Genomic DNA, 26,531 nt, shown 5'->3' with positions numbered 1-26,531 from the left:
CCCTCTCCTCCATGTGTTCTCTATTTCTATTCCCACGACATTTCGTATACTTGAAATTTCTCATCCACACGAGGAGTAAAATTTAGGTCGCCCCTCACTGCGTATAGATCAGCTTGCTGCCAAAGTGGCACCCATGCCGCCTGTTCAACTAGTTCATGTTGTAATTCAGCGTACCCTTGAAGTCTCTCTTCTTCATTAAATATGGCATTTGTCTCCATGATTTTTTGTTCAATTTCCGGATCATAGAAGCTGCTGTATGGAGCCACTTCGGTAAACAGATTTTCAATAGTTGATTGCGGCGTAAATGCAGGACCCCATCCAAGGATAAACATATCGCCCATTTCCCGGTTCTGTATACGATCTAAGTGATTGCCCCATTCGTTCACTTGTACATCTACTTCAATTCCAATTTCTGATAATTGTGCTGCAATTCCCTGAGCTACATAAGAATCCATTGGATAACGACCGTTTGGTGTATCTAATGATAGATTCATAGACTCAGGGTCATACCCGGCTTCTTCAATTAACTCAACAGCTTTTTCTGGGTCGTATTCATATTCATCTGTCTCTACATAACCAGAATTTATTTCAGCTAAGGGCCCTGTCATTTTCGTGCCGTAACCATTTAAAATAGTTTTCAGTAATTCATCCACATTCACTGCGTAATTTATAGCTTGTCGTACTTTTACATCTTGCAATGGACCATCATGGAATGTGTTTAAGGCTAAGTAGTTAATCCTAGATGAATCGACCTGTTCTATCTTTGCATTTTCTGTATTTTCTATTTCTTCTACAGAATCAACAGGAACATTTTTAAACAAATCTATTTCACCACTTAGGAATGCAGCCATTCTTGAACTGAATTCAGGCATGTAACGGAATTCCACATTTTTAATAGATGGTTCGCCTCTCCAGTGATCATCAAACGCTTCCAATTTCAAATAATTATCACGCGACCATTCAACAAATTTATATGGGCCCGTGCCAACAGGCTCTTTCGCAGCTTGATCTAATCCTACGTCTTGCACATACCCAGGTTCCATAATCAGTAAATCCTCTGTGATTCTATCTAACAAACTTGGAAATGGTTCAGAGGTTTTGATTTCCACTTCATAATCAGAAACAGCAGTCACCTTTTCTACATTTACCCATCTGGAGCGGTAAGCGGAATTATTAGCTTCATCCAATATATAGTCAATGCTGAACTTTACGGATTCTGCGTTAAACTCTGCGCCATTATGGAATTCCACTCCCTCTTTGAGTGTAAGTCGCCATGTATACTCATCAATATTTTCCCAATCCTCTGCTAATACGGGAACTAGTCCACCATCCGGGCCCCGCTCAATTAAAGGGTCATAAATATTACGAATTTGTGTGTCGGTTGTATAATTGACATCGCTATTTGCAATTAAAGTAGCGGCATCTGCCTCGAAACCAATAACGAGGCTGTCTTTTTCTCCACCGTTATTACCAGCCGAACCATTGTCATCACCTGCAGTCCCTTCTGTGCATGCCGACATGACAATTAACAAACCAATGGCCATCAATATGACTACATACTTTCTCATTCTCAACACCCTTTTCTAATGATCATTTTTCTTTAATACCTCTTCAATCTGCTTCATGGACTTAATCACTTTATCCAAATCATCTTCTAGAATTCCAGCAATCATCTTCTCTACGCTTTTATCCGCATTTTTCTCTAAGGCATGTAATTCATCCTCTCCTTTCTCTGTAATTAGTAAATGTTGTGAGCGACGATCTATTGCAGAGGGTACTTTCTTAATAAGACCTTTATTCACAAACTTTTTTAGGATGCGACTGATATACCCTTTATCGAACAAGTAGTAATCCGACAAAAATGAAGCAGTGCAATCCGTTGTTGCCTGAATCTGAAATAGAATCATTGCTTCCGTGGCAGAATAGGGATTCTGATCATTGTAGAGGGAAAGAAGTCCCATTACCCTAACGTAAAATCGGTTAAATTGCTTGATCTCTTTTATGTTATTTTCCATATTTATTATTTTCCTCTTTTTCTGTAATTGAATTTTATTTTAATTGTGTCAGTTGCTTTTGTCAACCATTTTTTATCATTATTTTTTCGCAAATTTAATTTTTATACCGATTTAAATAAATCTCCTAGAATAGACTTTAAGACAGATGGCTCAGCAAGCGTGCTTTTTGCAGTTTTGCGCTCATAGTGCAGCATCACTCCTTAGTCCTGAATTTGACGATCCAGCCGGTTTCCTCCTAACTTATGATGGCAAGCCTGCTGCCGAGTGCGTGCAACGTGTGAATATAAGTTACAATCACTATCAAAAACACGCCCAGGGTAATTACCCTGGACGTGTTTAACTTGATCGAGTATATTAATCAACTTCAACTATGATAAGTAAATCTTATTGCATCCTTCTATACAATAAGATTTTCAAACCCAGTTTCAGCTTCACTTTTATTCTGTCTTCATAATGATTCGAGATTTATAGCATGATCGCTATGACTACATAATTAGTTTATATGACATCCCAACCGCCTTACACTTTTCTCTCTTACCTCGTCTTCCACCCCACCAAAACCAACAACAACCCACCAGCCACAACTCCAGCTATAATAGGCTTTTTCTTGAACTTACCATCTTTCGTGTAAAACGTATCCTTCACAACGAGATTAATATTCTGCGGACGTTCGGCCATACGGCGCATGAAATAGCCAAACCAATCGGTGCCAAACGGAATATAGGTACAGAAATTATAGCCCTCTTCCGCGAGACCATACTGCATCTCATTTCGAAATCCATAAAGCATTTGGAATTCGTACGTATCTTTGTCGATATTATTTTCGCGAATAAAATTCTTCAATTGATTGATAATATGGTGGTCATGTGTGGCAATGGAAGTAAATGTATCACCAAGCAGTCTTTTCTTAGCAATCATTATAAAATTACGATCAATTTCCGCCTTGTCCTGATAGGCGACTTCCTCGCTTTCTTTATAAGCCCCTTTTACAAGCCTGAGACGTACACCCTTCAGCTGATTCAAATCTGCTTCGGTTCGCAAAAGATAAGATTGAATTACTGTGCCTACGTTTTCATAATCTTTCCTTAAAATGTGCAATACATCTAAGGTTTGCTGATAATGCGCATAATCTTCCATATCAATATTGACAAAAATATTATATTGATCTGCCACATGTAAAATTTCCTGCATGTTTTCAATACAAAATTGTTGATCAATATCCAGCCCCATTTGAGTTAGCTTCACCGATACATGACAATCTATATCTTCTGCATGAATTTTTTCCAGAAGATTAATAGATTCTTCTTTCGCTTCTATAGCCTCTTCCTTCTCAAAAACGAATTCTCCTAAACGATCAAGCGTACAACTGATGCCATCACTGTTTAGCTCCTTCACGGTTTCTGTAACGCTCTCAATTGTGGTACCCGCCACAAACTTTTCCGCTCCCAAACGGAAACCCCATTTTTTGGCACTCTTATTTAGTAATTTATTATTTGATAAGCCTATGAAAAAATCTCTAGTTAGATTGGGCATGCCAGCGGCTCCTTTCAGGTAACTTCTTACAATTGCAGGATGTAGCAATTAGGAATGATTGTGACAATAGGGCGTACCCTATTGCCACAATTATTCAGTCCCTCTTTAGAAATGTTGTGATAACGTTTTAGCTTCCAGGAAGTGCTGCAGATAATCCGGTCCACCTGCTTTGGAGTCAGTACCGGACATTTTGAATCCGCCAAACGGTTGATAACCTACAATCGCACCGGTACACCCGCGGTTGAAATACAGGTTTCCTACTTGGAATTCATAGCGCGCACGGTTTAAATTCTCACGATTGTCAGAGATTACCGCACCGGTCAAGCCATATTCCGTGTTATTTGCAATCTCAAGCAATTCATCGAAGTCCGCTGCTTTTGCAAATCCTAAAACCGGACCAAAAATTTCTTCCTGCATGATACGTGCTTGCGGATCCACATCTTTGAAGATGGTTGGATGAACGAAATAACCTTTGGTATCGTCCGTTTTTCCTCCAACAGCAAGTTCTCCCTCTTGCTTGCCAATTTCAATGTACTCGCTGATTTTATCAAATTGTTTTTGATTAACAACAGCACCCATATATACATTTTCTTCGCTCGTGTTGCCTACTGTTAATTCTTTTGTCAATTCCACACATCTTGCAAGCACCTCGTCATATACATCCTCATGAACGATTGCTCTTGAGCAGGCAGAACATTTCTGACCGGAGAATCCAAATGCAGAATGTACAATGGATTGGGCTGCGAGTTCTAAATCTGCATGATCATCAACAATAATCGTGTCCTTCCCACCCATTTCAGCAACTACTCGTTTAAGGAAGGTTTGACCTTCTTGTACTTTTGCTGCACGTTCAATAATACGGGTTCCCGTAGCACGAGAGCCGGTAAAATTAATGAAGTGGGTTTGGGCATGATCCACAAGATGATCTCCAATTTCCGCAGGATCACCAGGTAAGAAATTCACAACACCCTTCGGCAGGCCGGCTTCTTCCAGTGCTTCTACTAATTTATATGCAATGACTGGTGTATTTTCAGATGGCTTTAACAGCACAGGATTACCCGCTACAATTGGCGCAACAGTTGTGCCTGCTACAATCGCAAAGGCGAAATTCCATGGCGGAATCGTAACGCCAGGCCCCATCGCTTGATAAAAATACGTATTTTCTTCATCTACACGATCATTGATTTCTTTGCCTTTCGCAAGCTCCACCATATGACGCGCATAGTACTCCAGGAAGTCAATACCTTCTGCTGTATCTGCATCAGCCTGTCCCCAAGGTTTACCAGCATCGTATACCAGCCATGCGGAAAACTCATGCTTGCGGCGACGCACGATTGCTGCTGCTCTATACAGAACTTCTGCACGCTCTACCGCCGTCCATGTTTTCCATGTTTTAAAAGCTGCTTGTGCAGCTTCCATCGCTTGATCGACATGTTCTTTTGTCGCTTTCGATACATTTCCAACGACTTGATTTTTATCAGAAGGGTTAACAGAAACCAATTTATCATCCGTATAAATTTTCTCGCCATTGATTACCAATGGATAATCCTGTCCTAACTGCTCTTTCACAGCCTTAAGTGCAGCCTCAAATTCCTTTTGATTTGTTTCGTCGCCAAAATCGGTAAATGGTTCATGTTTAAATGGTAAAACCAAAATAAAAACCTCCTTGATTTTTTTATCAATATTCCTGAAATCGCTTACCTTAAAAATTGCTCTAATAACCCTTCCACTTTTCTATATGCAAAATACATGCCAACATATTTTTTCTGTGTTTCTATCAACTAATCCCGCTCACAGCAAGGTTTTTATTCCATTTATCTTGTAAAGTTCATTTAAGATTTATGTTTATTCTGTTTACAAAAGTGTAAAATTAATTTACAATTAGCTTTACAATCCTGCGTTATATGGAGGGGAAACCGATGGCTAATGAGAGCTATTACCTGGATGCATTATTATCAACAGAAGATGATGCGATAACGATTATCAATAAACAGGAAGAAGTATTATTTTGGAATGATGCTGCCGTACAAACGTATAACATTAAACAGACGGACATTATAAACAGGCAAATAACAGATTTCTTTCATGACGATGATTTAATGGCTTTAAATGTGCTTAAAACGAAGAAACCGGTTCAAGGTACGTATCACCGTCCTCGCAGGGACAAACACGTGGTAGTTAATGCTTCTCCTATTTTTACCGATACAGGAGAACTAATTGGAGCGATATCCGTGGAGAGGGATATCACGCATGTTGTAAAATTAAATGACAGTTTAGTAACGACCTCCACAGCGTTGAATGAATTAAGACAAAGGGTTTATACAACAAATACAGAGGAAAACCCTTTTTCAAGATTAAAAGGAAACAGTCTTCCTCTGCAACAAACAATTCAAATCGCAAGTAAAGCCGCCAAAACGGATGCCACAACACTAGTCCTCGGAGAAAGTGGGACAGGAAAGGAAATTTGTGCAAGAGCGATTCACGAGGCAAGCCCGCGTAAGGACGGCCCGTTCATCCCGATTAACTGTGGAGCTATTCCAGAAGCGTTATTTGAAAGCGAATTATTCGGCTATGAAGGCGGGGCATTTACAGGAGCCGAGAAAAAAGGAAAAACCGGGAAAATTGAGATGGCAAACGGCGGCACCTTATTCTTGGATGAAGTTGGCGAGCTTCCACTGGATATGCAGGTGAAACTGCTCCGTGTACTTCAGGAAAATATCATATATAAAGTTGGCAGCTCTTCCGGAAAAACGGTGGACGTCCGCTTCATCGCAGCAACGAACCAGAATCTTGAACAGCAAATGCAAGAAAAACAATTCCGGTCCGATTTATTTTATCGCTTAAATGTCATTCAAATCACGATGCCCCCACTAAGACAGCGAATTAATGATGTTCCCGAACTGGCAAAGTTATTTCTCAAACAATTTGCCGTTCAATATGAAGTACCACTCCCTACACTTGACCAAGATGCGGTAGAATCACTTATTCAATATCATTGGCCTGGCAATGTGCGGGAATTAAGAAATATAATGGAACGCGTAATTATACTCTCAGAGAAATCCGTAATTAAAAGGCAAGATCTCTTAGTTTTTTTCCATAGTACTTCTACTCCACAGAATGTACCACAAACGGAGAGAGGTCATTCGTTGGTTCAAGAAAAAGAAAATATCGAGAAGAAACGGATGGAAGAGGCGCTGGACCAAAATAACGGAAATAAAACGGCAGCTGCTAAAGTATTAGGGATTTCAAGAGTCACGCTTTATAGTAAGATGAGGAAGTATGGAATTGGGGATTGATCAACGAGCATAGGGCCGGTAAGCTTTGGACACTGGTATGGAAGATGGTTATCCTGAAGCTCTCAAGTAGCTATTCGTCATACGAGATGATGTAATATAGAAAAAATCTAAAAAGAAGGGGTTTGGATTATTTTCCCATTCTATCCCCTTCTCCGATTCCAGCCCTCTGATACGGCACTCTTCCAAACCACTGGTACCGGTGGGTGGAAATATAACGATAAACCGGATCCCCAAAGTTTTTAGCAAAAGGAAGATATAATAATACAGCAATAGGCTGGGTGGCAGGCAGCACAGAAAGAATTCTGCGCACGGCAGCATAGCCTGTCAGCACTTTTTTATCATTGGTGTACATATAAATCTCATCCAGCATATTTTTGTGGTGATCTACTCTCTCTTTTATGGATTCACGTACTTCCTGTACCGGATACCAGTAAATGGCATTGCGTGAGTCGAGTTTTTTCAATACAAATTTTACCGTCCTGCATAGAGGGCATTCGGCATCATAAAACACAATATGCTTATCCATTCGTATGCACCCTTTCTTTTCTGCTTTAAGTCTTTTATATCATATTTTCATATTTTCGAACAATGTATGGGGAAGGTCCGCATTTCTCGTTCTTTTAAGAATATCAGTCGTCCTGTTTTTCAGCCCAATTAAAAATCAGCTTTTCGAAGGTGAATGTCAATTGGCTTTTGCGACTTTATCGCGTTATTAAGAATTTCTCTTACTTCATCTGGTTTTAATCCTATTTTTCTTGCTTGTAATATAAGATATACCCATTCTTCATCAAGTTCCCTATTCCCCAACTCCCTAATACCCCTCATTTCCCATTCCCCCGTTAAAATTGAGAATATATACGCTAGCTGATCATTCCGTATAATAATAGCCGAACAATTTCATTAGCCAGTTTTTCAGGTTTCGTCAAGCCTTTTAGTAATTTTGTTTCGGTAAGACGTTCTATGATCCCAACTAAACTTTCAGCCACGGTGTGCATATCTATATCTGCCCTGAAATAACCATTCATTTGTTCCTCACGCAAGTTCTGCTCAATTTGGCTGGCTATTTGGCTTTTTATTTCTCTGGATTCATTAGCCATATAAAAACCAATCCGTGTCAAATCGGGCTGCTCTTTAAAAAACGTAAAAATATTCGTAATTCTCCCTGTGATTTCCCCCTCAAGTGTACTTTTTTCCAATCCCGTTTCCAGGAGACTTTGCTGCACCAATGTCATTAATTTTTGATGAAATATATCCACTAATTCTTGAAAAATTGCCTCTTTACTTTGGAAATACAGATAGAAAGAGGGTTGCGTTACGTTAGCCCTTTGAACAATCGTACTTATTTTTGTTTCATGATATCCATTATTAGAAAACTCTTCTGCAGCAATAAGGAGCAAAAGACTCCTTCGCTTTTCTCCATTAGCGCCCTTTTTCCTTCCCCTTTTTGCCATTTTGCCATCTCCATGAAATAATATATTACTCACGAGTATTATAATTCAGAAAGCTTACTGCGTCAATCAAAATTTATGAAGAGCTTCATCTAAAAAGGTCACAAAATCTTTTAAGCCCAAATCCCATTTTATCCCCGCTCCCTGTAAAAGCAAATTACCAAAAAAATGGGGATAACCCTGTCGGATTATCCCCAAATTTCTCATCCCTCTTCCGCCACCAATAATTGCAACATCGCATGTCAAAATATGCACACTCCCAGCTGCTAAAACATGTTGATAAGCTCTAAAGTCCCGAGATAGCCGAATAAAAGCACACATGCGGTCAAGACCGTATTGGCAAGCCAGCCATTCTTGAATCCTTTCTCTACTGCATTGGAATTTAATAACCACATTAACGAAATAGCCAAAAACGGCATAAACAAGGCTCCAAGCGCACCATATAAAATAACGATAAACACCGGCGAATTGAAGAATAACAGCAGCATCGGCGGAAACGTCAGCCATAACAGGTACGCACGGTAAGCCGGATCTTTATTCGTTACCGGTTTATCCGGACGCTTCCCTTTTGCCTTCACAATTCGAACAAAGTCTGCGAATAAATACGGAACCCCATTCCAGACACCTAAAAGAGAGGAAAATGCAGCAGACCATGCACCAATTAAAAACATCCAGCGTGCAACTTCGCCAAACTCCGCGGCAAACAGATTGGACAAGGTGACCAATCCTTCTTCCCCTTCAATGGCAATGCCTGACCCAAAAAGGAATTCCGCACCGACAATCAAGAGGGCGATCGTAAATACGCCGGTAATGATATAACCAACAGCCGTGTCCAGTTTCATCATTGGGATCCATTTTCTGCCTTCCCATTGCTTTTCGCGAACCCAGTAGCCATAAGACGCCATCGTGATCGTGCCGCCAACGCCTCCCAGGAGTCCCATGACCAGCAGCAAGGAACTGTCACCAGTCCTAGGCACAAGACCGCTCAGAATGCTGCCAATCTCAGGCATGATAATAACGGCAGAACCAACAATTGTTACAAACATAATGCCAATCATCACCGTCATTATTTTTTCAAATAATTTATATTTTCCTGTTAAAACAAGCGCCATCCCTGCAAGTCCATGAAGAATCCCCCACGCCCATAAAGGCATAATCGGGAACATCGTCACCATCATAATCGCACTGGTCGACATAGCCGCGGCCCCGTAACTGAGGCCCCACAAAACAGAATAAACACCGAAATAACCAGTTGCCCACTTTCCAAGCGAATGCCAGCCTTCCAGAATGGTCTTTCCTGTCGCCAGGAACCATCTCCCCATTCCCTCTGTGAAAAAATATTTAAAAATGGCCCCGACAATAATCGCCCACAACAGTGTCATGCCAAAACTTGCTCCGGCTACAAGTGCTGCAATCAAATCCCCTGTCCCAACACCCGTAGCGGCGGTTACAAACCCCGGGCCGACGGACTTTAACTTTCCTTTAAATGTCGTTGGAGGAGTCGGTGCTTCTGAAGAAACAGCTGTATTTTGCTGAACCGGTTCTTTTGCTTCCATTTGAAAAACCCCTTTGTTGATTATAAATAACGTTCTTTCACCTTAAGCAAATGTTCACCCATTGCCTCCTGAGCCATAACAGCATCCCCGTCTCTTATAGCTTCATAAATCCGTTTGTGTTCCTTCAAGATTACTTGGCTTTTTTTGCTTACTTCAAGCGTCTTGGAACGGGTTTCTTTCAATCCTTCAAGCACCTGATCCGATAACATGTACATCACTTTCTCAATAACAGAATTTCCAGCTGCTTTGGCAACGGCCATATGAAATTTCAAGTCCTCTTCGGCTGCAACATGATCGATTGCCACCGCCTTTTCCAGATCAAGATAGGAATGATAAATATTTTGAATTTCTTCTTCCGACCCGCGCTCAGCAGCATAATAAGCGGCATGCTGTTCAATAGCGAGTCTGAGTTCCATCAGTTCAACAATATCGACCGATACACCCTGAATAATGGCATTCATCTTTGTGATGATATCCTCCAGATTATTTTTCCGAAGATATACGCCGCTTCCCTTCTTAATTTCAACCAACCCTGCTGATTCAAGGACACTGAACGCTTCTTTTACCGATGTTCTCGAGACAGCCAGTTCAGCTGCCAGGCTTCGTTCCGACGGGAATTTCTCCCCGTAAACAATTTCTCCTTTTTCAATGGACGTTTTGATTTGTTTAACAATATTGTGGTAAACTCTTTGCTTTCTGACCGGCAGCGAATTCATCTCATTTGGTTCCCTCCATTCTTCAAAAATTGCAAAGTGGCTGGTCCAATTTTAAGTCAGTATAATATAAAAGCGCTTTCAATTCAAGACAAGATTATAAAAATTATAACTTAATTTAGCGAATCAAGGCGAACAGAGGCCAATTGGCGTGTATTTTGTCCGTTCTGATGCTTTGGGGAAATGAGCGGCTATGAGGGGGGGCATTTGGTAGTTTATCAAGAAAGAAGAGTCCTTATTTGCCATATTAAATGCAACACGAAAAAAGTGGCAGAAATCTTTATGCCACTTCATCCTGTCTGCATTAAATTGTAGTAGTGAAAGGATCCGCTCTACAGCATAGGGCTTGCCAAGAAATTCAGCACGAGCGTTAATTAACCGACGAACAATCACACCATCCTATGCCCTATTCCCCAGCTCCTGAATCACCTGACACGTACAGATAATCCCGTCAAAAAAGTTATCCAACCCGATATTTTCGTTCGGGGAATGATTGGCTTCATCAAAATTGGCATAAGGCACGACAACCGAGGGTACACCCAATATTTTTGTCCAAACATAATCAGGCAAACTTCCTCCCAAGCTTGGCTGCAAAATCGGCGGCTGATGATAGGCTTTTTCCACCGCATTCCGGACCACACCTACTACCTCTGTATCAGCTGGCGTTCGGGAAGGCAGCATTCCGCCAAGCCATTTCACCTCAACCCCTGGCGCATATTTTTTCACATGAGCGGTGAATTTATCATAAATGTCCGCGGGGTCCTGATCGACCACCAGACGCATATCCATTTTCAATGTCGCGGTGGATGGAATAATCGTTTTCGTTCCTTCACCCCCATAACCGCTGTGAAAACCGGCAATATTAAAGGTGGGCTCCATCGTAAGTTTGCGGTAGTAGTCCTCTTTCGTCATATCAAAATCTTCATAGCCAATCTGCTTGCCTAATGTCTTTTGATCGTAAGGCAGTGTGGAAATCAGCTCGAGCTCTTCCTCGGTGGGCTGGCGGATATGGTCGTAAAACCCGTCAATTAACACATTCCCATCCCGATCCTTCATCGTATGCAGCAAATCCACCAATTCCCACGCTGGGTTTGGCACAATATTTCCCTTATTCCCGGAATGATTGTCCCAGTCCGCACCCTTTGCCGTAAGCTCCACATACAGCAGGCCGCGCACACCTAAGAGGACAAACGGCGCACCGCTCTCATGCATCGGACCATCTGACGTATAAACCAGATCCGCATGCAGAAGCTCTTTATGCTCCTCCACAAACTTGGCCAAATTCGGACTGCCCTTTTCTTCCTCTCCTTCAAATACGAGTTTGATGTTGATCGGCAGCTCCCCGAACACATCCTGATAGCTCTTGATGGCAAGCAGCTGTGCCATCAGCTGCCCCTTATTATCTCCCGCACCCCGGCAAAAGATTTTCCCGTCACGAACAGTTGGTTCAAACGGCGGAGAATCCCACGCATCAACTGGATCCGGCGGCTGCACATCATAATGACCGTAGATTAGTAGAGTGAAATCATTGTCCGCGTTCAATTTCTCCCCATATACAACCGGGTAGCCATCGGTTTCTAAGAGATGAGCATCCATCCCAATATCCTGCATCATGTTTTTGACGAGGGTGCTGGTCTCTTCCATCCCAATGTTCTGAGCGCTGATGCTTGGTTGTTTTAACAGCGTGAATAGCTGGTCTAAATATTCTTCTGTTCGCTCGTTGATAAGTTCTCTGATGGTTTGAATTGTCATCTATTATGTACACTCCTCCTGAATAATCCTTCTTTCATCGCTCATTCCCCGCCAATCCCGCGAACAAACCCAACGGCCCGCTCATCAAACCCATTCGCAAAGGAAGACTCTATTCTAAGTGCTTTGCCAAAATGATACTGATCTGCTCCCACTGTATGGTGGATCATTTCAATATTGTTAGGGGATAAACCGCCGCCTGGCATGATTTTCGGGCCATCCAGCTTTTCACTAAGCTTGACCAACTCCCTCAGATTATTTTTGCCATCTGAACAATTGGCTTCACCACCGGAAGTCAGAATGCGACTGATATTCTTCCTGTAGTTTTCTAGTGTGCGGTACGCGTCCTCCTGGGAAGGCACCTCATCAAACGCACGATGGAACGATATGTCCAGTTCGGGTGCAATTTCAATGATGTCGCTCAGCACCTGCTCATTTATAGTGTGGCCTTTGGTAAGCGCTCCGAACACGATGCCAGTCCCGCCAAGATTGACGACATTCCTTACATCCTCATAAATCGCAGCCAGATCATCCGCTGTATATACATAATGATAGCTGTGGGGACGAATCATCACTTGAACAGGGATCGACACACTTTCCAGCACTTGTTTGATCGTGCCATGACTTGGTGTAAGTCCGCCTTCTGATATAGCTGAAACCAGCTCCAGGCGGTCAACCCCCAGTTTTTCAGCCTGGATTGCTTCTTCTTTGTTTTGGACAATTGCTTCGATGAACATATATGAAGACACCTCTTTTTTCGTTCACACACGGAATGACTTGACCATTAGCATACCCTGCCTGAATATAATTAGAACTTTAATACATCGCTGCTTTAAAATAAAATGCACCTAAATGTCCGCTCCAGAATCCAAGAAGCGGACATTTAAGTGCATCCCAAACCCCTAAACCCAACTAACAACCTTACATAACAAAGCCGCCCGCTCCGGAACCTTGCTAGCCAGGATATGCTCGTCCCTCGCATGAATCCCTTTCCCTTCCGCTCCAAGGCCATCAAGCGTTGGGACACCAAGGTTTGCGGTGAAGTTGCCATCACTTCCGCCGCCGACATAAGCTTCTTCCAGATCAATATTTAAGTCATCAGCTGCCTCTTTTGCCAGCTCAAATAATTCCCCGGTGGATTCACTCCGATTCATCGGCGGTCGGTTAATCCCACCTCTTATTTTCAGAGTGATTCCCTCCGTATATGGCTTGAAGCCGTTAATAATCTCATCAATTCGTTGCTGCTCTTCTGACGTTTCCACACGGACATTCACACCAATCGAAGCAGTATCCGGCACCACATTTAATTTCCCGCCACCTTTGATGCTGCCAACATTAATCGTTGTTCCCTTCTCATAGTCAGTGAGGGATTCCAAGTAGACAACGTGCTGTGCCGCTTCCTTAATCGCGTTAATCCCGTCCTGGTGATTGTTCCCGGAATGAGCAGCTTTGCCTTTTATATCAATAAAATATCTGGACGATCCTTTTCTGCCAGTTTTTAATGCTCCCGTCCCGGCAACTGGTGGCTCGGTGACCAATGCCACATCGCTCTCCGCCGCCTCTTTTTCAATAATCGTTTTGGAAGAAGGACTGCCAATCTCTTCATCGCTTGTGCAAAGGAAAATCACCTTTTTGTTCATCGGGATCTGTAAATCCTTAATGCCTTTCAGCGACCAAATCGCTTGGACAAGCCCGCCTTTCATATCATAAATGCCCGGGCCAAATACCTTGTCTCCGTCCACCTTAATGGACAATTCGCCTTTTTCCCATACGGTATCAAAATGGGAGAGAAGGAGCACCGTTTCCTCCCCTTCACCAAATTCAAAACGCAGATGATTGCCGTATTGCGTCTCTTTTATTTCCTCTGCTTTGTAACCGAAATAGCGCTCGAACAATTGCTGAATCCGCTGCTTGCACGCATCGGTCAGTTCCTTGTTTTTAGAAGGAGAATCACTCTCCACAATAAATTGAATGTCCTCTAGGATTTGCTCTTGATTGTCTACCATATATTGTTTTATTCTGTCCAACTTGCTCTCTCCTTCATCTTAAAACGGTCCATAGTTAATCATGACGGCAATGCCGATAAAAATGGCTCCAATAAGTGCCCATAACAACACAAGCGGGAATACGAATTTCACCCATTTGAGGTAAGATACTCTGCCGACAGCCAATACCGCCATCAAAACACCGGATGTCGGGGTAATCATATTAGTGATTCCGTCACCCAATTTAAATGCAAGTACTCCTGTCTGCCTGGTGATATCCAGCATATCAACCAATGGGACAATAAATGGCATAACGATCGCTGCCTGGCCGGAGCCGGAACTCACAATCATGTTAAATAACATGTTGAAAAGAAAAATAGCTTCTGCACCAATCAATGTCGGCAATGCGCTCAGCGGCTGAAACGCATAATTAACAATTGTATCCAGCACTACGCCATCCTCCAGGACAACCACAATGGATCGGGCCAGTCCGATAACTAATGCCCCATAGACGAGACCTTGTGCACCTTTAATAAAAACCCGCACAAACTCATTCGGACTTATTCTCGCAATGAAGGCAACGACAATCCCCATCATCAAAAAGATGGCAGCCAAATGGTTAATCGACCAGTCCAGATTGTAGACCCCATAGAGGAAGAGCCCCAGAAAAGCAACAAACGTCAGCAAAATGATTTTATGCTTGCCGGTAAACGGACCAAAATCCTCTGCCGACTCATCACCTGTATCTCCAAAGGCGGAAATCCCCATATAACTTTTCGATGGGTCTTTGCTGATTCTTCTTACATATAAACAGATATAAGCGATCGTAACAATTAAAAGTGCAATAAAAGCGGCAAAGCGAAGGCCAGCCCCGGAAAATAGCGGTAGCTCCGCAATACGCTGCGCCAAGCCGGTGATAACCGGATCGAATGTCCCTGTTGCGACACCGACATATTGACCCAAATAAATCATCGCCACACCGACAATCGGATCGAGTTTCAACGCTTTAGCAAGAATAATCCCAATTGGAATAAAAGCAATGACCGCATTTCCGCTCAAACCCACCAGATCCATCGTTGCAAACAATACAATAAACGTGATGATGAGCGGATATTTCCTGCCATTTGCCTTCTGAATCAGCGCATTGATCCCGGAATTGATCGCCCCGGTATGTTCAAAAATCGCGACAATCCCGCCGACAATCAGCACCATGAAAATTAAATTGGCACTATCAATCATTCCCTGCTGGATCGCCAGAAATATATCGATAATGGAAGCTGGATTTGCTTCCGTCTCTGCATATGTACCCTCGATTACAACCGATCGTCCCTCCACATCTTCCCTTTCAAAAGAACCTGATGGGACAATATAGGTAGCGATAGCGGCTAATACCAGAATGCCAAAGATAATGACAAATGCATCCGGCATGTCAAACCGCTTTTTCTTTGTTTTATTTTGCTGCGCCAATGTGAATTCCTCGTTTCCCTGCCTTAATTTTTTCTTTTTTACATACTACTGTCAAAAAACCTCTCCAATATTTCATTAAATTCCCCAGCATGCTCCCAAAACATCATATGACCGCCAAGAACTTCAATGACCGAATCAGGCGATACTTTTTTCGTAAAAGCCGTGGCAGTCTCCGCCCAATGCTCAGCAACCACTGTCAGCGTTGGCACAGAATTGCTTAAAGCTGTTGCTTCAGGAAGATAATCAGAAAACATGCCTGCTGCGAAAAGATTTGCTGCAATATAATGCGGTGTCTTTAGAGATTGCTCGACAAGCCAGGTTAATTCTTCCTGATCCAGTTCCCGCTGAACCATAACCTGTGTAATATAACCTGTAATGAATTCCCGCTGCCCCTGTGGATTCCGCAAACTCGACGTGTAAATAGACGCGATATCATCAAGCGTGCCTTCCACCCAATCTCCACTGTGGACCGATAAGGATTTCGGCGGCATATCAACGAAAACAGCACGATTAATATTTTTGTCCCCATATTGTTTAAAGTATTCCCAGACCGTAAAGCAGCCAAAAGACCACCCAACCAATGTGGCATTTTTCACACCCAGGTGCTGTAATACCTTCTCCAAATCTGTCCCGTGTGTCACATAATCATTGCCATGTACGGTTACAGTCGACCTGCCATGACTCCTCGGGTCAATAACGATGACACGATTTGTCTTAGAAAAATAGTCAACCTGTTTGGAAAAAACCTCCGTCGTAAATGTAAACCCCGGAATAAAAACAATGGCTTCCCCTTGACCAATGTCCTCCACAAATAATTCTACACCAGGATCCACTTCAACATATTTACCGCCCGTTACAGACATGCCCCTCAACCCCTATGTGAAATTTGTTACTATTAGTTTAATGTATTTCTGAAGAATCCGCAAAGTTTATTTTCTGATAAAATTTGCGTGAAAAATTATGGCCTGATGCTCGTATCGCTCGTCTATCAAACACAAAAAGCCGCTAACACAATTGTGCTAACGTCTTTCAATCTACAATGAACCAGAGTCACTCCCACCCACTCTTAATCCTAATCCGAACTAGGCGTCCCGCGCTCCCTCCTCCTAACAAAATACAACTCAATCAAATGCCCCACAACAGCCCCCACCACCCCGAAAAACAGCCCGCAATAAACCGGATAAGCCAGAAATTGCAATACCTCCGCCGGATAAATATGATGTGTGGTCAACCCCAAATTCATCCCAGCCGTTAAACCAAAGAAAAGCCCCGTAAAATACACCTTCCTCAATTCTTCCTGGTGCTCCTGTCTGTAGGTGATGGCTTTTGCCTTATTATAGGCCTGCCACAGGGAAAACGCAAAAACAGATGGATAAAAAAGACCCCATTCATAATTAATGATCCCATGTGCCTGTTCATAATTTCCGTGAAAGGTATACATCAAAGAGAGGTTTAAATTGGAGAATAAATTCAATATGATTTCCCAGACTACCAGCAACAGACCCAGGAAGTAATCGCGGTTATAAATTTGTCCGAATCCCGGCAAAGCGAATGACCAAAGCATGGCTGCCACCGGAGATTTATATGTGTCATCTTTTCTCATCCAAGTCCTTCTTTTCTGCGGATTTTTAAGGGGACCCCCTCCGTCCCGATCCCAGCTATGTTAGTCAGAGGAAACGCCGCAAACGCCTCTTCCATTTTCTCATAATTGCTTTAGAGCCCGTGAACTTTCTGATAAACGCAATAAATCCCCGTTCCAGCCAAAGAAACAATGTAACCGAAGTAAAATTATAAAACCAGTTCCATTTTCGCCATACGATCAGGTTCGTATGCTTTTCCAAATGATACTCCACAACGGTCATCGGCATACTGAACATCAGCGCTTTTGCGACAGACATCCAAAACCCCGATTTATACGAAAACTGATTATACAAGACACCCATATTCGGCAGCAATACATAATCAAACAGCAGACTGATGTTCAGCTTTTTCCCAAATAACCTCGTGGGATATTCGACTAACTTGCGGGCCGTCACATAGGCATCCAGCATTCCCGCCAAAAATCCGGCCAGCAAAAATACAATGGTCCAGTCCTTGCGTGGGCGTTTTCTGAACCAAATCGGGATAAGACCAACACCAAGCAGGCTTAAAAACACAAGAAAGGCTTTCTCCATCTGCTTTTTCATCATGTCCTCCTGAAGAAGCTTTGGCTTTTATTCTGCATCAACAGAACGGAAATATGCGCACGTCTAATCACCTTCCTGACAGGTGTTCAAACGATTTACTGTTTGCCAACCGATCACAAATCACAAAGATAAGCGCGTAAATAGGAACAGAATAAATATACGTCCACTCGGTCATCACATAAAATCCCGCCCAAACAAAAATCGGCTCACCGACGAACGCTGTCAAGAGCCCATAGAATACCCCTTTTTTCCATGGAGCAATATGCGGCTTCGCCTGAATCAGGAACATAATCGTCACCGGCACCAAACTCATATGATAAGGCGACCAAGCCGGAAAGGAAGGAAAGGTCTTCCCTGTGTAATGCCACAACCCGAGTGATGTCCCCAAGTAGTCCATGGATAACGCTAGAATGATGGAAAAAAACCCTGCATACAGCAAACGGTGGGTACTTTCTTTTTTCCGGTAAAAGAACCAAAATACCCATGGGCCGATCGTTAAGATGACCGATATCCACCATTCCCAGTGCAAAAAGATATGGTCCAGCCAAAATTGCGTGTATTCATCGTGAAGCTGATCAAACCGGTCAAAAAATTCCTCTGATACTTCCATTTGTTGTGCTTTATCCATGTAGATCTCCCTTGGCAATTGAATCCTTTCTAGGTATTTTTTGCAGAGATGGGGGGATTATGCAGAGCGGTTCTTAGAGGGAGCCCAGGGGGTGCCTGTCACTTCCCGAATTTTGTCGAAAAATAAAGGTAGTTAATTTGCGGAGGGTTTGATGGTGGAGATTGGAAAGGTTGATTATCAGGCATTAAAACTAAAATTCAATATCAGCAAAGTCCTGGTAAGCAATAGCATGTGGTATAGTATAGCATTCTCAACCATTAAATCGCTCAGGTGTTATTCCTAGACTCTCAATCAACACTAAAAAATAGCCGCTCCTTACTTAACATCCAATAAGGAAACGGCTATTTTTCTTGTTTATACATATGCTTTTTCGTCCAACCGACCACTTCTGAAAAAGGTGGCCTGGTTTCATTATCTGCCACCATCTTCACAAACCTAAAAACTTCATCATCATCTACAATTAAATCGTATCCGTTCAAATCTAAAAAAGTAAAAGTTGATAGATATGCTGTTCTTTTATTTCCATCCCTAAAACAATGACCACTCGCAAGTTCAAACAGATATACAGCTGCTTTCTCTTCAAGTGAGGGGTATCTATTAAAACTCCCCCATCCAGACATCGGCAAATGAAGCTTAGCTTCTAATTTACTGTGGTCTACTCCTTGAAGCCCACCATATTTTTCTAGTGCTAGATCATGCAGCTGAATTACATCGTCTATCTCAAGGTATTCAACTTCCATTAATTCTTACTAAGCTTCTCTAAAGCTTTTCCGTTAGCTTTATCTGCTTTTTCAAAACTTGCCTGTACCTTGTCTTTACGGCTTTGCTTTTTAGGATTCATATTAATTGCGTTCATATCTCCATCATCCTTTTTTTTCTTCTTCATTGGACACACCCCCTAATAATAAATTATTAGAAGTTTACCCATTTAAGAAGGATTTTATTATGATTTACCCTATTTTACCATAAATTAATCTATAGTGGAATAGTAGTTCTATTAATCCGGCAAAAAATTTTTTTCATTTCCATGCCACCAAACTAAAGACTCCTTCGATTATAGCTGTAGAAAGGTCTATAAAACTATCGAAGAAGGATGGATTCCCATGAATTACATGAAAGAAATCAACGCATTCCACGTTGCGCAGGAGACAAATCCACTGACAACGGCTGCGGCCCATTTATGGTCGGTTCTGATGCATGTAAATAACCGTGCTGGCTGGAAAAAGGAGTTCACGGTGGCGGCGTCCCTGCTGGCGATAAAAGCTGCATTGACGGACTCGACATTTAAACGGGCCAGGCAGGAGTTGCAGGAAAAAGGATATATAAAATTCACATCCCAAGGGGCCAATAAAGCTGCTGTTTATGAGATGGTTTCGCTGGTGACTTTTACCGAGGAAGAAGCAGCAGCCAATCATTCCAACGAAACTGCTGCCGGCACAACAGACGACGTGGCTGACCGCAGTGTGAACCACACCATGAACCACACCGCGGACCCATTAATTAAACAAAACGAAAGAAAACCAAACCAGACAAAACAACCTGCTGCAGACGCGCTCGCGTTTTTCCAGGAAAACTACGGCGGGATGAGTCCATTTGTTGCGGAAGAGATCATGAATTGGGTGAATGATGTGGGGGACCCTCTTGTTTTGCTCGCCATGAAACGATCCTTGGAAGGCGGGAAAAAATACTGGAGCTATGCAAAAGGGATTCTCCAGGCCTGGATGAAAAAGGGCATCACAACGGTGGAAGAGGCAAAAGCGGAAGAGCAGGAGTTCAAGCGTAAACAACAGCAAAAGCAGCCTCGTTCTTACGGAAAAAAACCTTACCATGCGGAGCAAAAAGCGGTGGATATTGTGCCGGATTGGTTTGAGGAGCATAAGCGACAGGAAAAGTTAAGGCGCGAGAAGCAAAAGCGTGAGGAAGCTCAGGTTGATCCGGAGACATTGCACACTGAGGTGAAGAGGAGTCTCGCTAGTCTGAGTAGGAAGAAGGATAAGTAGGGTAGGCCTTTGGAACGGGGGCACGAAAGGAATGTTCCGAGCCACACGGTCCTTTTTCCCATTTTCGCGCAGCAAGCAGGAATTTTCAGATTTATATTGAATAATACTTTATAAAAAGGAATATACTCACGACCAAAAATTGTGAATAGAATGGAATACTGCAAAGGTTTCGCAGCAAAACAAATAGGGAAGTGAGGCGAGAAAATTGGAGATCATTTTAATTACAGGAATGTGGATCCTCTTTGTTCTATTATTTTGCTATACTTTTATCTATTGGAGACACAGGGAAGCAGTAAAAGCTCATAGAGAAAAAATACGTAAGGCATGGTACTTGCTGTATGTTTTTGGAGCATTGATTTACTTAACCGCAAATCCAAATAGTCTGTTTACGAACTGGCATAATTATTTAGTGGTATTAATTGGATTCATTGCTGTTGATTCCCTTATTTTTTTGAGTCTTTACGTTTCAAAAATAGGCGGAAACGAATTAAAAACAACCGAGCAGCAAATAGAAAAAACAGAGAAATATTGGGTCTCCGCAGGCCGAAAAGTAGAAAACATGGAGCATTTGTTGAATTCCTATGAATACCTGAGTTATACTAGAAATGAAGAAGAGTATATTAACGAATTGGACAACTTCCTGAACGAGTATGGAAAAAAAGAAAGTTTATCTATCGATGTCTTGCCGTATCACACAGAGGAGAAGCAAGATGAACTGCTTGAAGGCATCAAACAACCGAAATCAAAAGTGGAAAGAGTGCTTGATTCTCGTCAAACCTATTTTTCAGCGAAAGATAATTTGATGCTGCTTCCGATTTTTGTATTGAACCGTAGTTATATTGCAAAAGTAACAACTACAACAGAAGATGTGGAAATACAAGACATTGACGGGAATATCATCAATATGCTTCTGTTGACATATGTTTTAGCTGTTGAGAATCCTTATGATGACGGAGGTCGTGTTGAACTTGAAGAAGAATACGGACAAAGCCAATATTAAAAAGAGTGAAGCCCCCAGAAGAAGCTTGAATATCCCGATCGCTCATGTAGGAGAGAACCATAGCCAAAAAAAATTACGGGAAGAAAACCGGAGAATTTTAGGCAAAAGCAGAAGTGCCTATAGCTGGCGTTAGAACTAAAGCGGAAACGCCCGTTTAGCGACGTATGGGCAGAGTCTGGCCATGAAAAGTGGATCAGCGTTGGGTCTGCGATTACTCGTCCCAGCGAAAAGCGGCGAATTCAGCTGATCATTCCTGCGGAGAAGATAAAGGAAACATGCCCCACTCATAGGGGTGTGCCGGCACCTTAGCGGGAGGCCGAACTTAGCCGGCCTTCCTTTACCTTACGAGCCGTTGTTCACTTATCGTACGGAGGTGAAGGAAGTCCACGCAGCTTTAGCGCTGGCGCTAACTGGGGCATCCAAAGCTTAGTTCACACGATTCGTAATGACTTATAATATCCTGATGTAAAAAAAGTGCCCGGCCATGGGCATTTTTTTTAATTAAAAATTCTTTGATCACATAACCTAATGTATGGAAAAAAATTAGGTGGTGCAAAAGTTGGATAAACCGAATAGAAAAAGCCTTAATTTGCCTTTAGCAATGATTGGATTGTCAAACAGCCAGCAAAAACTAAGAAAGGAAAATAAAGCGGTAACCCGAAGATCGAATGCCAGCTTCTCCAAACAAGCAGCAAAAAAGAACCCAAAAAAATCATTTTTAATCACGGAAGAAATTCTAAAAGACATTATTTCTGAAGGATATACGGAATATGACATTTTAAAAGAGTTCAAAAAAAGAATTTCTGAGTTGGAAACGGATTGAAAAACATGTGGGAGGCAGGCGCCTTACCCGCCTGCCTTGATAATTTCACCAGTAACGAAAGACGATAATTCCGAGCCTTAGAAATAAGCTCACTCCTGCAATGTCTTCCGGGGTTCCCATTCGTTGCATGGGGACTTCTGTTTTAGCAAGCGCATCAATAAATTCATCACGCTCTGCACCCGGCACTATCAATTCATCCCAAAACGGTGTCATGAACTTTTATTTAAGTTTATGACCCGCAATCGTTCCGCCATCAATAACTAATTCTGTACCATTTACGAATGATGACTCATCAGATGCCAGATATAACACACCGTATGCAACGTCTTCAACTTTACCTAGTCTTGGAAGGTAGGTTGTTTCGATAAACTTTTTATACAATTCCTCGTCATCTAGTGCGTCCTTTGTTAAGGCTGTTTCAATTAGCCCTGGATAAACACCATTTGTTCGAATATTATCCTTTCCGTATTCTATAGCAGCAACCTTTGTAAGGGACCTCATCCCACCCTTCGCTGCGGAGTAATGTGCAAAACTTCCGCCATACATTGCTGCAATGGATCCAATGTTTACAATCGAACCTGCACCATTCTTTTTCATCTCCGGAATGACAGCCTGCATACCAATAAACGTACCTGTTAAATTAACTTGAATTATTTTATTCCATTCTTCTAAGCTAATGTCTGCCATGGCTGTATCAGCATGTATTCCAGCATTGTTCACCAAAATATCTACTTTACCGAAAGATTCAACTGTCTTTTCGATGACATTTTTCCATTCATTTTCATTGGCAATATCATGTTTGACTGCAATTGCCTGCCCATTTTGGCTGTTATTTATTTCCTCCACTACGGTTGATGCTGAATTAAAATTGATATCTGTAGCAACAACCTTTGCACCCTCTTTTGCAAATAGCTCTGCTTCATATGCACCTTGTCCATTTCCTGCACCAGTAATAATAGCTACTTTGTTATCTAATCTAGCCACCCGTGATCGCCTCCAAATTTTTGTTTGAAACAGGGAAAGTCTTTTCTCTGTCAATATCTATTTTACTAATAAATGAGATTATAATGGTGAAAAATGCTTAGTAGATTACTTTTTATTAGTGATTTTCTTAAGGCATACCCCAACTTATTTTGAACGAAAAATTTAAAAACATGCACCAACCTAAAAAGGAGAAGTGCCGTAAACACTTCCCCTGATAGTACATTATATTGCCTTCTCTTCTCACCACAGAAAGGACCAATTTATCTAGGACTAACCAGGATCTTCGCTTGGCTTTTATCTTCCGTTAACAGCTCCAAGCCATTTTGAACAAGATCATCCAATTTAATCTGCCTGGTGATGACTTGTTTAACATCAAGCTTACCTTCTGCAATTGACTTGATAACTGGTGGAAAATCATGTGCATAGGCTAGGCTGAATTTAATTGCTGCTTCTTTAAATAACATGGCATTCGTATCAATCGAAACTTCCTTGGAAAATCCAGCAACTACTTGAAGCGTGCCTTTCTTTTTAAGTGCTGCCAATGCACTTGTAACGGTAGGCTGTGCACCAGCAGCTTCAAAAGCTACTTCGACACCTTTTCCGGTTATAGCCATAATTTTTTCTACAGCATCCTCTTCCGCTGGATTAATCGTATGGGTTGCACCAAGTTCTTTTGCTTTATCCAACCGTTCTTGAGAAAGATCAATGACAAAGGTTTCTGCTGCTCCAGCTGCTTTCGCGCATAATAACAGGAGTAAACCAATTGGACCAGCACCAAAAATAGCAGCAGATTCCCCAGCCTTCAGTCCGCTATTTCTTATTGCATGGAAAGCAACAGCTGTTGGTTCCACAAGTGCTCCCTCTTCAAGTGACATGTTCTCTGGCAGTCTATGAAAATATTTTGCATCTGCAACGGCGTATTCAGCAAACCCGCCATCATCACTCAAACCAAGGAAGCCTACGTTTGAAACTTCACAAAGATTATAATCACCTTTCCGGCAATATTCACATTCCCCGCAATATAACACTGGCTCAATTGCTACTTTATCACCAACAGAAACATTCGTAACACCTTGACCAATTTCAGTTACCGTCCCGGCAAATTCATGTCCTAAAACTAGTGGAACCTTTCTCTTCGAAATTGGATGTTCCTCATAAGCTACCCCTAATCCATGATGGTATGCATGAAGATCACTCCCGCAAATACCTGTCCATGCCACTTCTACCTTTACTTTTCCTTCTGTTACTGCTGCTGCTTCCACATCTTCAATTCGTACATCTTTTTCCCCATAAATGACGGCGGCTTTCATATTTTAGTCCTCCTTTTGCTAGTACATCACATCTTCGTCCTCTTGGTTTCTCTATGTGCAGCAAGACGAAATGGAATGATACTATTTATTAGAATTATAATTTTCTTTAACGCTTTCATTATAGCATTAAAGAATATTATTTCACATTTATATGCCTGCAACTTTTTACCTACAAATAGTTACAATGAATCTATTTTTCCTCCGCATAGCATATAAAAACACTATAGTTGAACTGTTTATCCAGTAAAATTATAATAGGAAATAAGATGTGAAAGCGAATACACAAAGGAGGAGATTGAATTGAAACTTCAGGACAAGGTAGCAGTTGTAACTGGTGCAGCATCCGGCATGGGGAAGGCTATAGCCATTCTTTATGCAAAAGAAGGGGCAAAAGTGGTTGTGTCTGATCTGAATGAAGAGGGAGCACAAGCAACTGTTGATGAAATTGCATCGGACGGGGGAGCTGCCATAGCTGTTGTTGCCAATGTGGCGAAAGAAGAAGATGTGCAGAACATGATCGATACAGCGGTTGATCATTACGGAACCCTGGATATTCTGGTCAATAATGCCGGGATGATGGACAATATGATGCCTGCCGCAGAGGTAACGGATGATCTATGGGAAAAAGTGTTGTCGGTTAATACGACGGGAATCATGCGGGCAACCCGTAAAGCGTTATCTATTTTTCTTGAAAAAGAGCGTGGCGTGATCGTGAATATGGCTTCCTCAGCAGGCTTAGCCGGTTCACGGGCAGGAGCCACGTACACCGCTTCGAAACATGCTGTTGTCGGCTATACAAAAAATGTCGGATTCCAATATGCAGAAAAAGGCATCCGCTGTAATGCGATTGCTCCTGGTGGTGTGAAAACGAACATTGGAACAACCATGGCAGACCCGAATGAATTTGGAGCTGCGAGAGCTATGTCCGGTAGTGACAATAACCCCAGAAACGGGGAGGCAGGAGAAGTTGCTGATATCGCATTATTCCTAGCTTCTGATGACTCACGGTTTGTTAATGCGGAGGTTATCCGTGCTGATGCGGGCTGGTTGGCGTATTAAAGGCAAACATCCGTCCAACAAACATCCGCCTAAACAAAAAAATCCCTGCCTGGGCACTGGGAACAGGTGGGGATTTTTATATGATAATATGAATCTTCGAACAAACATGAAAGTAATCACTGTGCGTCAAGGCACCATTCTGTTTACACTCCCTTGGCTGTCCTATAACTGCTAATAGCACTTATTATTCATATTCCCCCTTCAGTCTGACAAAGGCCACACCCTCCAAAACAGAAGTTGTCACTTCCCCATTGTCATCTTTTTCAATCATCTGTAATTCCTGGAGGAAACTATCGCCGACAGGTATGATCATTTTGCCGCCTGCATCCAGCTGGTCCAGTAATTCATTCGGAACACGGCTCACCGAAGCAGTCACGATGATCCGGTCATACGGCTGGTGTTCCGGCCATCCGAGGCTCCCGTCACCATGCTTGAAATGTATATTCGTAAAACCTGTCGCATCCAGCCGGGCCTTTGCATTATGATATAAGGCTTCAAGCCGCTCCACGGTATATACTTCCCGGCAAAATGGTGCGAGTAAAGCCGTCTGGTATCCTGATCCTGTCCCAATTTCCAAAACACGCGAATCAGGCTGCAGATCCAGCTGAATGGTCATTTCCAGCACCAGTGTCGGCTGGGATATCGTTTGACCAAAGCCAATGGACACAGGGCGGTCAGCTGCTGCATTTCCAGTACTAGACTCCATGAAATAGCTGCGATCCAGCTGTCTGAAATAAGCTTCTATTTCCTCTCTTCGCTTATCCATGATAAGCACTCCT

The 26,531-nt window shown here is 42.4% G+C and carries 29 protein-coding genes; 5 read left to right on the top strand and 24 right to left on the bottom strand.

Annotation, left to right across the window (positions count from 1 at the left end; translation table 11 throughout):
• Positions 1-26 precede the first annotated feature (26 nt).
• The 4 genes from CEG13_RS02500 to pruA form a co-directional block, all read right to left on the bottom strand.
• Positions 27-1,568: an ABC transporter substrate-binding protein gene (locus CEG13_RS02500; protein ID WP_100010180.1), complete on the bottom strand. Its 1,542-nt coding sequence runs from the start codon at positions 1,566-1,568 to the stop codon at positions 27-29.
• A 15-nt stretch (positions 1,569-1,583) separates the two neighbouring features.
• Positions 1,584-2,015, bottom strand: coding sequence for a MarR family winged helix-turn-helix transcriptional regulator (locus CEG13_RS02495; RefSeq protein WP_100010179.1), 432 nt, complete (start codon positions 2,013-2,015; stop codon positions 1,584-1,586).
• A gap of 534 nt (positions 2,016-2,549) precedes the next feature.
• Positions 2,550-3,548, bottom strand: coding sequence for a proline dehydrogenase family protein (locus CEG13_RS02490; RefSeq protein ID WP_100010178.1), 999 nt, complete (start codon positions 3,546-3,548; stop codon positions 2,550-2,552).
• 105 nt (positions 3,549-3,653) lie between these two features.
• Positions 3,654-5,201 (bottom strand): L-glutamate gamma-semialdehyde dehydrogenase, encoded by a 1,548-nt coding sequence (pruA, locus tag CEG13_RS02485; RefSeq protein WP_100010177.1) that lies wholly within the window; start codon positions 5,199-5,201, stop codon positions 3,654-3,656.
• Positions 5,202-5,467: 266 nt separating this feature from the next.
• Here pruA and CEG13_RS02480 point away from each other — a divergent pair, with 266 nt between their 5' ends.
• A complete protein-coding gene (locus CEG13_RS02480) occupies positions 5,468-6,844 on the top strand; it encodes a sigma-54 interaction domain-containing protein (RefSeq protein WP_100010176.1) in 1,377 nt (458 codons plus the stop codon).
• Between the two features lie 127 nt (positions 6,845-6,971).
• Here CEG13_RS02480 and CEG13_RS02475 read toward each other — a convergent pair whose 3' ends face one another.
• The 16 genes from CEG13_RS02475 to CEG13_RS18655 form a co-directional block, all read right to left on the bottom strand.
• Complete coding sequence (locus tag CEG13_RS02475) at positions 6,972-7,370, bottom strand: thiol-disulfide oxidoreductase DCC family protein (RefSeq protein WP_100010175.1); 399 nt, start codon at positions 7,368-7,370, stop codon at positions 6,972-6,974.
• A gap of 128 nt (positions 7,371-7,498) precedes the next feature.
• A complete protein-coding gene (locus CEG13_RS02470; RefSeq protein ID WP_100010174.1) occupies positions 7,499-7,669 on the bottom strand; it encodes an anti-repressor SinI family protein in 171 nt (56 codons plus the stop codon).
• Between the two features lie 35 nt (positions 7,670-7,704).
• Complete coding sequence (locus tag CEG13_RS02465; protein WP_100010173.1) at positions 7,705-8,295, bottom strand: TetR/AcrR family transcriptional regulator; 591 nt, start codon at positions 8,293-8,295, stop codon at positions 7,705-7,707.
• Between the two features lie 66 nt (positions 8,296-8,361).
• Positions 8,362-8,538 carry a hypothetical protein gene (locus tag CEG13_RS18660; RefSeq protein ID WP_158234632.1) on the bottom strand — a complete coding sequence of 59 codons (177 nt, stop codon included), beginning with the start codon at positions 8,536-8,538 and terminating at the stop codon, positions 8,362-8,364.
• A 20-nt stretch (positions 8,539-8,558) separates the two neighbouring features.
• On the bottom strand, positions 8,559-9,848 hold the full coding sequence (locus tag CEG13_RS02460) for an Nramp family divalent metal transporter (RefSeq protein WP_100010172.1): 1,290 nt from the start codon (positions 9,846-9,848) through the stop codon (positions 8,559-8,561).
• A 20-nt stretch (positions 9,849-9,868) separates the two neighbouring features.
• A complete protein-coding gene (locus CEG13_RS02455; protein ID WP_100010171.1) occupies positions 9,869-10,564 on the bottom strand; it encodes a FadR/GntR family transcriptional regulator in 696 nt (231 codons plus the stop codon).
• A gap of 396 nt (positions 10,565-10,960) precedes the next feature.
• Positions 10,961-12,313 (bottom strand): M20/M25/M40 family metallo-hydrolase, encoded by a 1,353-nt coding sequence (locus CEG13_RS02450; RefSeq protein ID WP_100010170.1) that lies wholly within the window; start codon positions 12,311-12,313, stop codon positions 10,961-10,963.
• A gap of 41 nt (positions 12,314-12,354) precedes the next feature.
• Entirely contained in the window at positions 12,355-13,047 is a 693-nt protein-coding gene (locus tag CEG13_RS02445) for a copper homeostasis protein CutC (RefSeq protein WP_100010169.1), read from the bottom strand.
• Positions 13,048-13,212: 165 nt separating this feature from the next.
• A complete protein-coding gene (locus tag CEG13_RS02440) occupies positions 13,213-14,337 on the bottom strand; it encodes a M20 family metallopeptidase (protein ID WP_239984543.1) in 1,125 nt (374 codons plus the stop codon).
• A gap of 18 nt (positions 14,338-14,355) precedes the next feature.
• Positions 14,356-15,762: a YfcC family protein gene (locus tag CEG13_RS02435; protein WP_239984542.1), complete on the bottom strand. Its 1,407-nt coding sequence runs from the start codon at positions 15,760-15,762 to the stop codon at positions 14,356-14,358.
• Positions 15,763-15,800: 38 nt separating this feature from the next.
• Positions 15,801-16,625: an alpha/beta fold hydrolase gene (locus CEG13_RS02430; RefSeq protein WP_100010168.1), complete on the bottom strand. Its 825-nt coding sequence runs from the start codon at positions 16,623-16,625 to the stop codon at positions 15,801-15,803.
• Positions 16,626-16,834: 209 nt separating this feature from the next.
• Complete coding sequence (locus CEG13_RS02425; RefSeq protein ID WP_100010167.1) at positions 16,835-17,365, bottom strand: hypothetical protein; 531 nt, start codon at positions 17,363-17,365, stop codon at positions 16,835-16,837.
• Between the two features lie 64 nt (positions 17,366-17,429).
• Positions 17,430-17,951: a CBO0543 family protein gene (locus CEG13_RS02420; RefSeq protein WP_143469646.1), complete on the bottom strand. Its 522-nt coding sequence runs from the start codon at positions 17,949-17,951 to the stop codon at positions 17,430-17,432.
• A gap of 64 nt (positions 17,952-18,015) precedes the next feature.
• Positions 18,016-18,576, bottom strand: coding sequence for a CBO0543 family protein (locus tag CEG13_RS02415; protein WP_100010165.1), 561 nt, complete (start codon positions 18,574-18,576; stop codon positions 18,016-18,018).
• A gap of 341 nt (positions 18,577-18,917) precedes the next feature.
• Positions 18,918-19,316, bottom strand: coding sequence for a type II toxin-antitoxin system death-on-curing family toxin (locus CEG13_RS02410; RefSeq protein ID WP_100010164.1), 399 nt, complete (start codon positions 19,314-19,316; stop codon positions 18,918-18,920).
• Positions 19,316-19,462 (bottom strand): hypothetical protein, encoded by a 147-nt coding sequence (locus CEG13_RS18655; RefSeq protein ID WP_158234631.1) that lies wholly within the window; start codon positions 19,460-19,462, stop codon positions 19,316-19,318. The genes CEG13_RS02410 and CEG13_RS18655 overlap by 1 nt, the downstream gene beginning before the upstream one ends.
• A 217-nt stretch (positions 19,463-19,679) precedes the next feature.
• Here CEG13_RS18655 and CEG13_RS02405 point away from each other — a divergent pair, with 217 nt between their 5' ends.
• The 3 genes from CEG13_RS02405 (at position 19,680) to CEG13_RS02395 (ending at position 22,399) form a co-directional block, all read left to right on the top strand.
• On the top strand, positions 19,680-20,576 hold the full coding sequence (locus CEG13_RS02405; protein ID WP_100010163.1) for a DnaD domain-containing protein: 897 nt from the start codon (positions 19,680-19,682) through the stop codon (positions 20,574-20,576).
• A gap of 205 nt (positions 20,577-20,781) precedes the next feature.
• Positions 20,782-21,576, top strand: coding sequence for a type II toxin-antitoxin system SpoIISA family toxin (locus CEG13_RS02400; RefSeq protein WP_100010162.1), 795 nt, complete (start codon positions 20,782-20,784; stop codon positions 21,574-21,576).
• Between the two features lie 559 nt (positions 21,577-22,135).
• Positions 22,136-22,399, top strand: coding sequence for a hypothetical protein (locus CEG13_RS02395; RefSeq protein WP_100010161.1), 264 nt, complete (start codon positions 22,136-22,138; stop codon positions 22,397-22,399).
• A gap of 45 nt (positions 22,400-22,444) precedes the next feature.
• On the opposite strand, the gene CEG13_RS18650 is transcribed toward CEG13_RS02395, so the two are convergent.
• From CEG13_RS18650 to CEG13_RS02385, 3 genes are all read right to left on the bottom strand, one after another.
• Positions 22,445-22,585 carry a hypothetical protein gene (locus CEG13_RS18650; RefSeq protein ID WP_158234630.1) on the bottom strand — a complete coding sequence of 47 codons (141 nt, stop codon included), beginning with the start codon at positions 22,583-22,585 and terminating at the stop codon, positions 22,445-22,447.
• A 33-nt stretch (positions 22,586-22,618) separates the two neighbouring features.
• On the bottom strand, positions 22,619-23,383 hold the full coding sequence (locus CEG13_RS02390; protein WP_100010160.1) for an SDR family NAD(P)-dependent oxidoreductase: 765 nt from the start codon (positions 23,381-23,383) through the stop codon (positions 22,619-22,621).
• Between the two features lie 260 nt (positions 23,384-23,643).
• On the bottom strand, positions 23,644-24,693 hold the full coding sequence (locus CEG13_RS02385) for a 2,3-butanediol dehydrogenase (protein ID WP_100010159.1): 1,050 nt from the start codon (positions 24,691-24,693) through the stop codon (positions 23,644-23,646).
• Between the two features lie 300 nt (positions 24,694-24,993).
• Here CEG13_RS02385 and CEG13_RS02380 point away from each other — a divergent pair, with 300 nt between their 5' ends.
• Entirely contained in the window at positions 24,994-25,752 is a 759-nt protein-coding gene (locus CEG13_RS02380; protein ID WP_100010158.1) for a glucose 1-dehydrogenase, read from the top strand.
• Positions 25,753-25,936: 184 nt separating this feature from the next.
• Here the strand turns inward: CEG13_RS02380 and CEG13_RS02375 are convergent, their stop codons facing one another.
• Positions 25,937-26,518 carry a protein-L-isoaspartate(D-aspartate) O-methyltransferase gene (locus CEG13_RS02375; RefSeq protein ID WP_100010157.1) on the bottom strand — a complete coding sequence of 194 codons (582 nt, stop codon included), beginning with the start codon at positions 26,516-26,518 and terminating at the stop codon, positions 25,937-25,939.
• Between the last annotated feature and the right edge of the window lie 13 nt (positions 26,519-26,531).

The organism is Lentibacillus sediminis (assembly GCF_002763455.1).
Taxonomy (GTDB): domain Bacteria; phylum Bacillota; class Bacilli; order Bacillales; family Amphibacillaceae; genus Lentibacillus_D; species Lentibacillus_D sediminis_A.
The sequence above is the reverse complement of the archived record's forward strand: the minus strand, read 5'-3'. Positions and strand labels throughout refer to the sequence as shown.

Bases quoted from the DNA above. Each gene is read 5' to 3' on its own strand.
- CEG13_RS02500 (WP_100010180.1), bottom strand. From the start codon at position 1,568: ATGAGAAAGTATGTAGTCATATTGATGGCCATTGGTTTGTTAATTGTC.
- CEG13_RS02495 (WP_100010179.1), bottom strand. From the start codon at position 2,015: ATGGAAAATAACATAAAAGAGATCAAGCAATTTAACCGATTTTACGTT.
- CEG13_RS02490 (WP_100010178.1), bottom strand. From the start codon at position 3,548: ATGCCCAATCTAACTAGAGATTTTTTCATAGGCTTATCAAATAATAAA.
- CEG13_RS02480 (WP_100010176.1), top strand. From the start codon at position 5,468: ATGGCTAATGAGAGCTATTACCTGGATGCATTATTATCAACAGAAGAT.
- CEG13_RS02475 (WP_100010175.1), bottom strand. From the start codon at position 7,370: ATGGATAAGCATATTGTGTTTTATGATGCCGAATGCCCTCTATGCAGG.
- CEG13_RS02470 (WP_100010174.1), bottom strand. From the start codon at position 7,669: ATGAGGGGTATTAGGGAGTTGGGGAATAGGGAACTTGATGAAGAATGG.
- CEG13_RS02465 (WP_100010173.1), bottom strand. From the start codon at position 8,295: ATGGCAAAAAGGGGAAGGAAAAAGGGCGCTAATGGAGAAAAGCGAAGG.
- CEG13_RS02460 (WP_100010172.1), bottom strand. From the start codon at position 9,848: ATGGAAGCAAAAGAACCGGTTCAGCAAAATACAGCTGTTTCTTCAGAA.
- CEG13_RS02455 (WP_100010171.1), bottom strand. From the start codon at position 10,564: ATGAATTCGCTGCCGGTCAGAAAGCAAAGAGTTTACCACAATATTGTT.
- CEG13_RS02450 (WP_100010170.1), bottom strand. From the start codon at position 12,313: ATGACAATTCAAACCATCAGAGAACTTATCAACGAGCGAACAGAAGAA.
- CEG13_RS02445 (WP_100010169.1), bottom strand. From the start codon at position 13,047: ATGTTCATCGAAGCAATTGTCCAAAACAAAGAAGAAGCAATCCAGGCT.
- CEG13_RS02430 (WP_100010168.1), bottom strand. From the start codon at position 16,625: ATGTCTGTAACGGGCGGTAAATATGTTGAAGTGGATCCTGGTGTAGAA.
- CEG13_RS02425 (WP_100010167.1), bottom strand. From the start codon at position 17,365: ATGAGAAAAGATGACACATATAAATCTCCGGTGGCAGCCATGCTTTGG.
- CEG13_RS02420 (WP_143469646.1), bottom strand. From the start codon at position 17,951: ATGATGAAAAAGCAGATGGAGAAAGCCTTTCTTGTGTTTTTAAGCCTG.
- CEG13_RS02415 (WP_100010165.1), bottom strand. From the start codon at position 18,576: ATGGATAAAGCACAACAAATGGAAGTATCAGAGGAATTTTTTGACCGG.
- CEG13_RS02410 (WP_100010164.1), bottom strand. From the start codon at position 19,316: ATGGAAGTTGAATACCTTGAGATAGACGATGTAATTCAGCTGCATGAT.
- CEG13_RS18655 (WP_158234631.1), bottom strand. From the start codon at position 19,462: ATGAAGAAGAAAAAAAAGGATGATGGAGATATGAACGCAATTAATATG.
- CEG13_RS02405 (WP_100010163.1), top strand. From the start codon at position 19,680: ATGAATTACATGAAAGAAATCAACGCATTCCACGTTGCGCAGGAGACA.
- CEG13_RS02385 (WP_100010159.1), bottom strand. From the start codon at position 24,693: ATGAAAGCCGCCGTCATTTATGGGGAAAAAGATGTACGAATTGAAGAT.
- CEG13_RS02375 (WP_100010157.1), bottom strand. From the start codon at position 26,518: ATGGATAAGCGAAGAGAGGAAATAGAAGCTTATTTCAGACAGCTGGAT.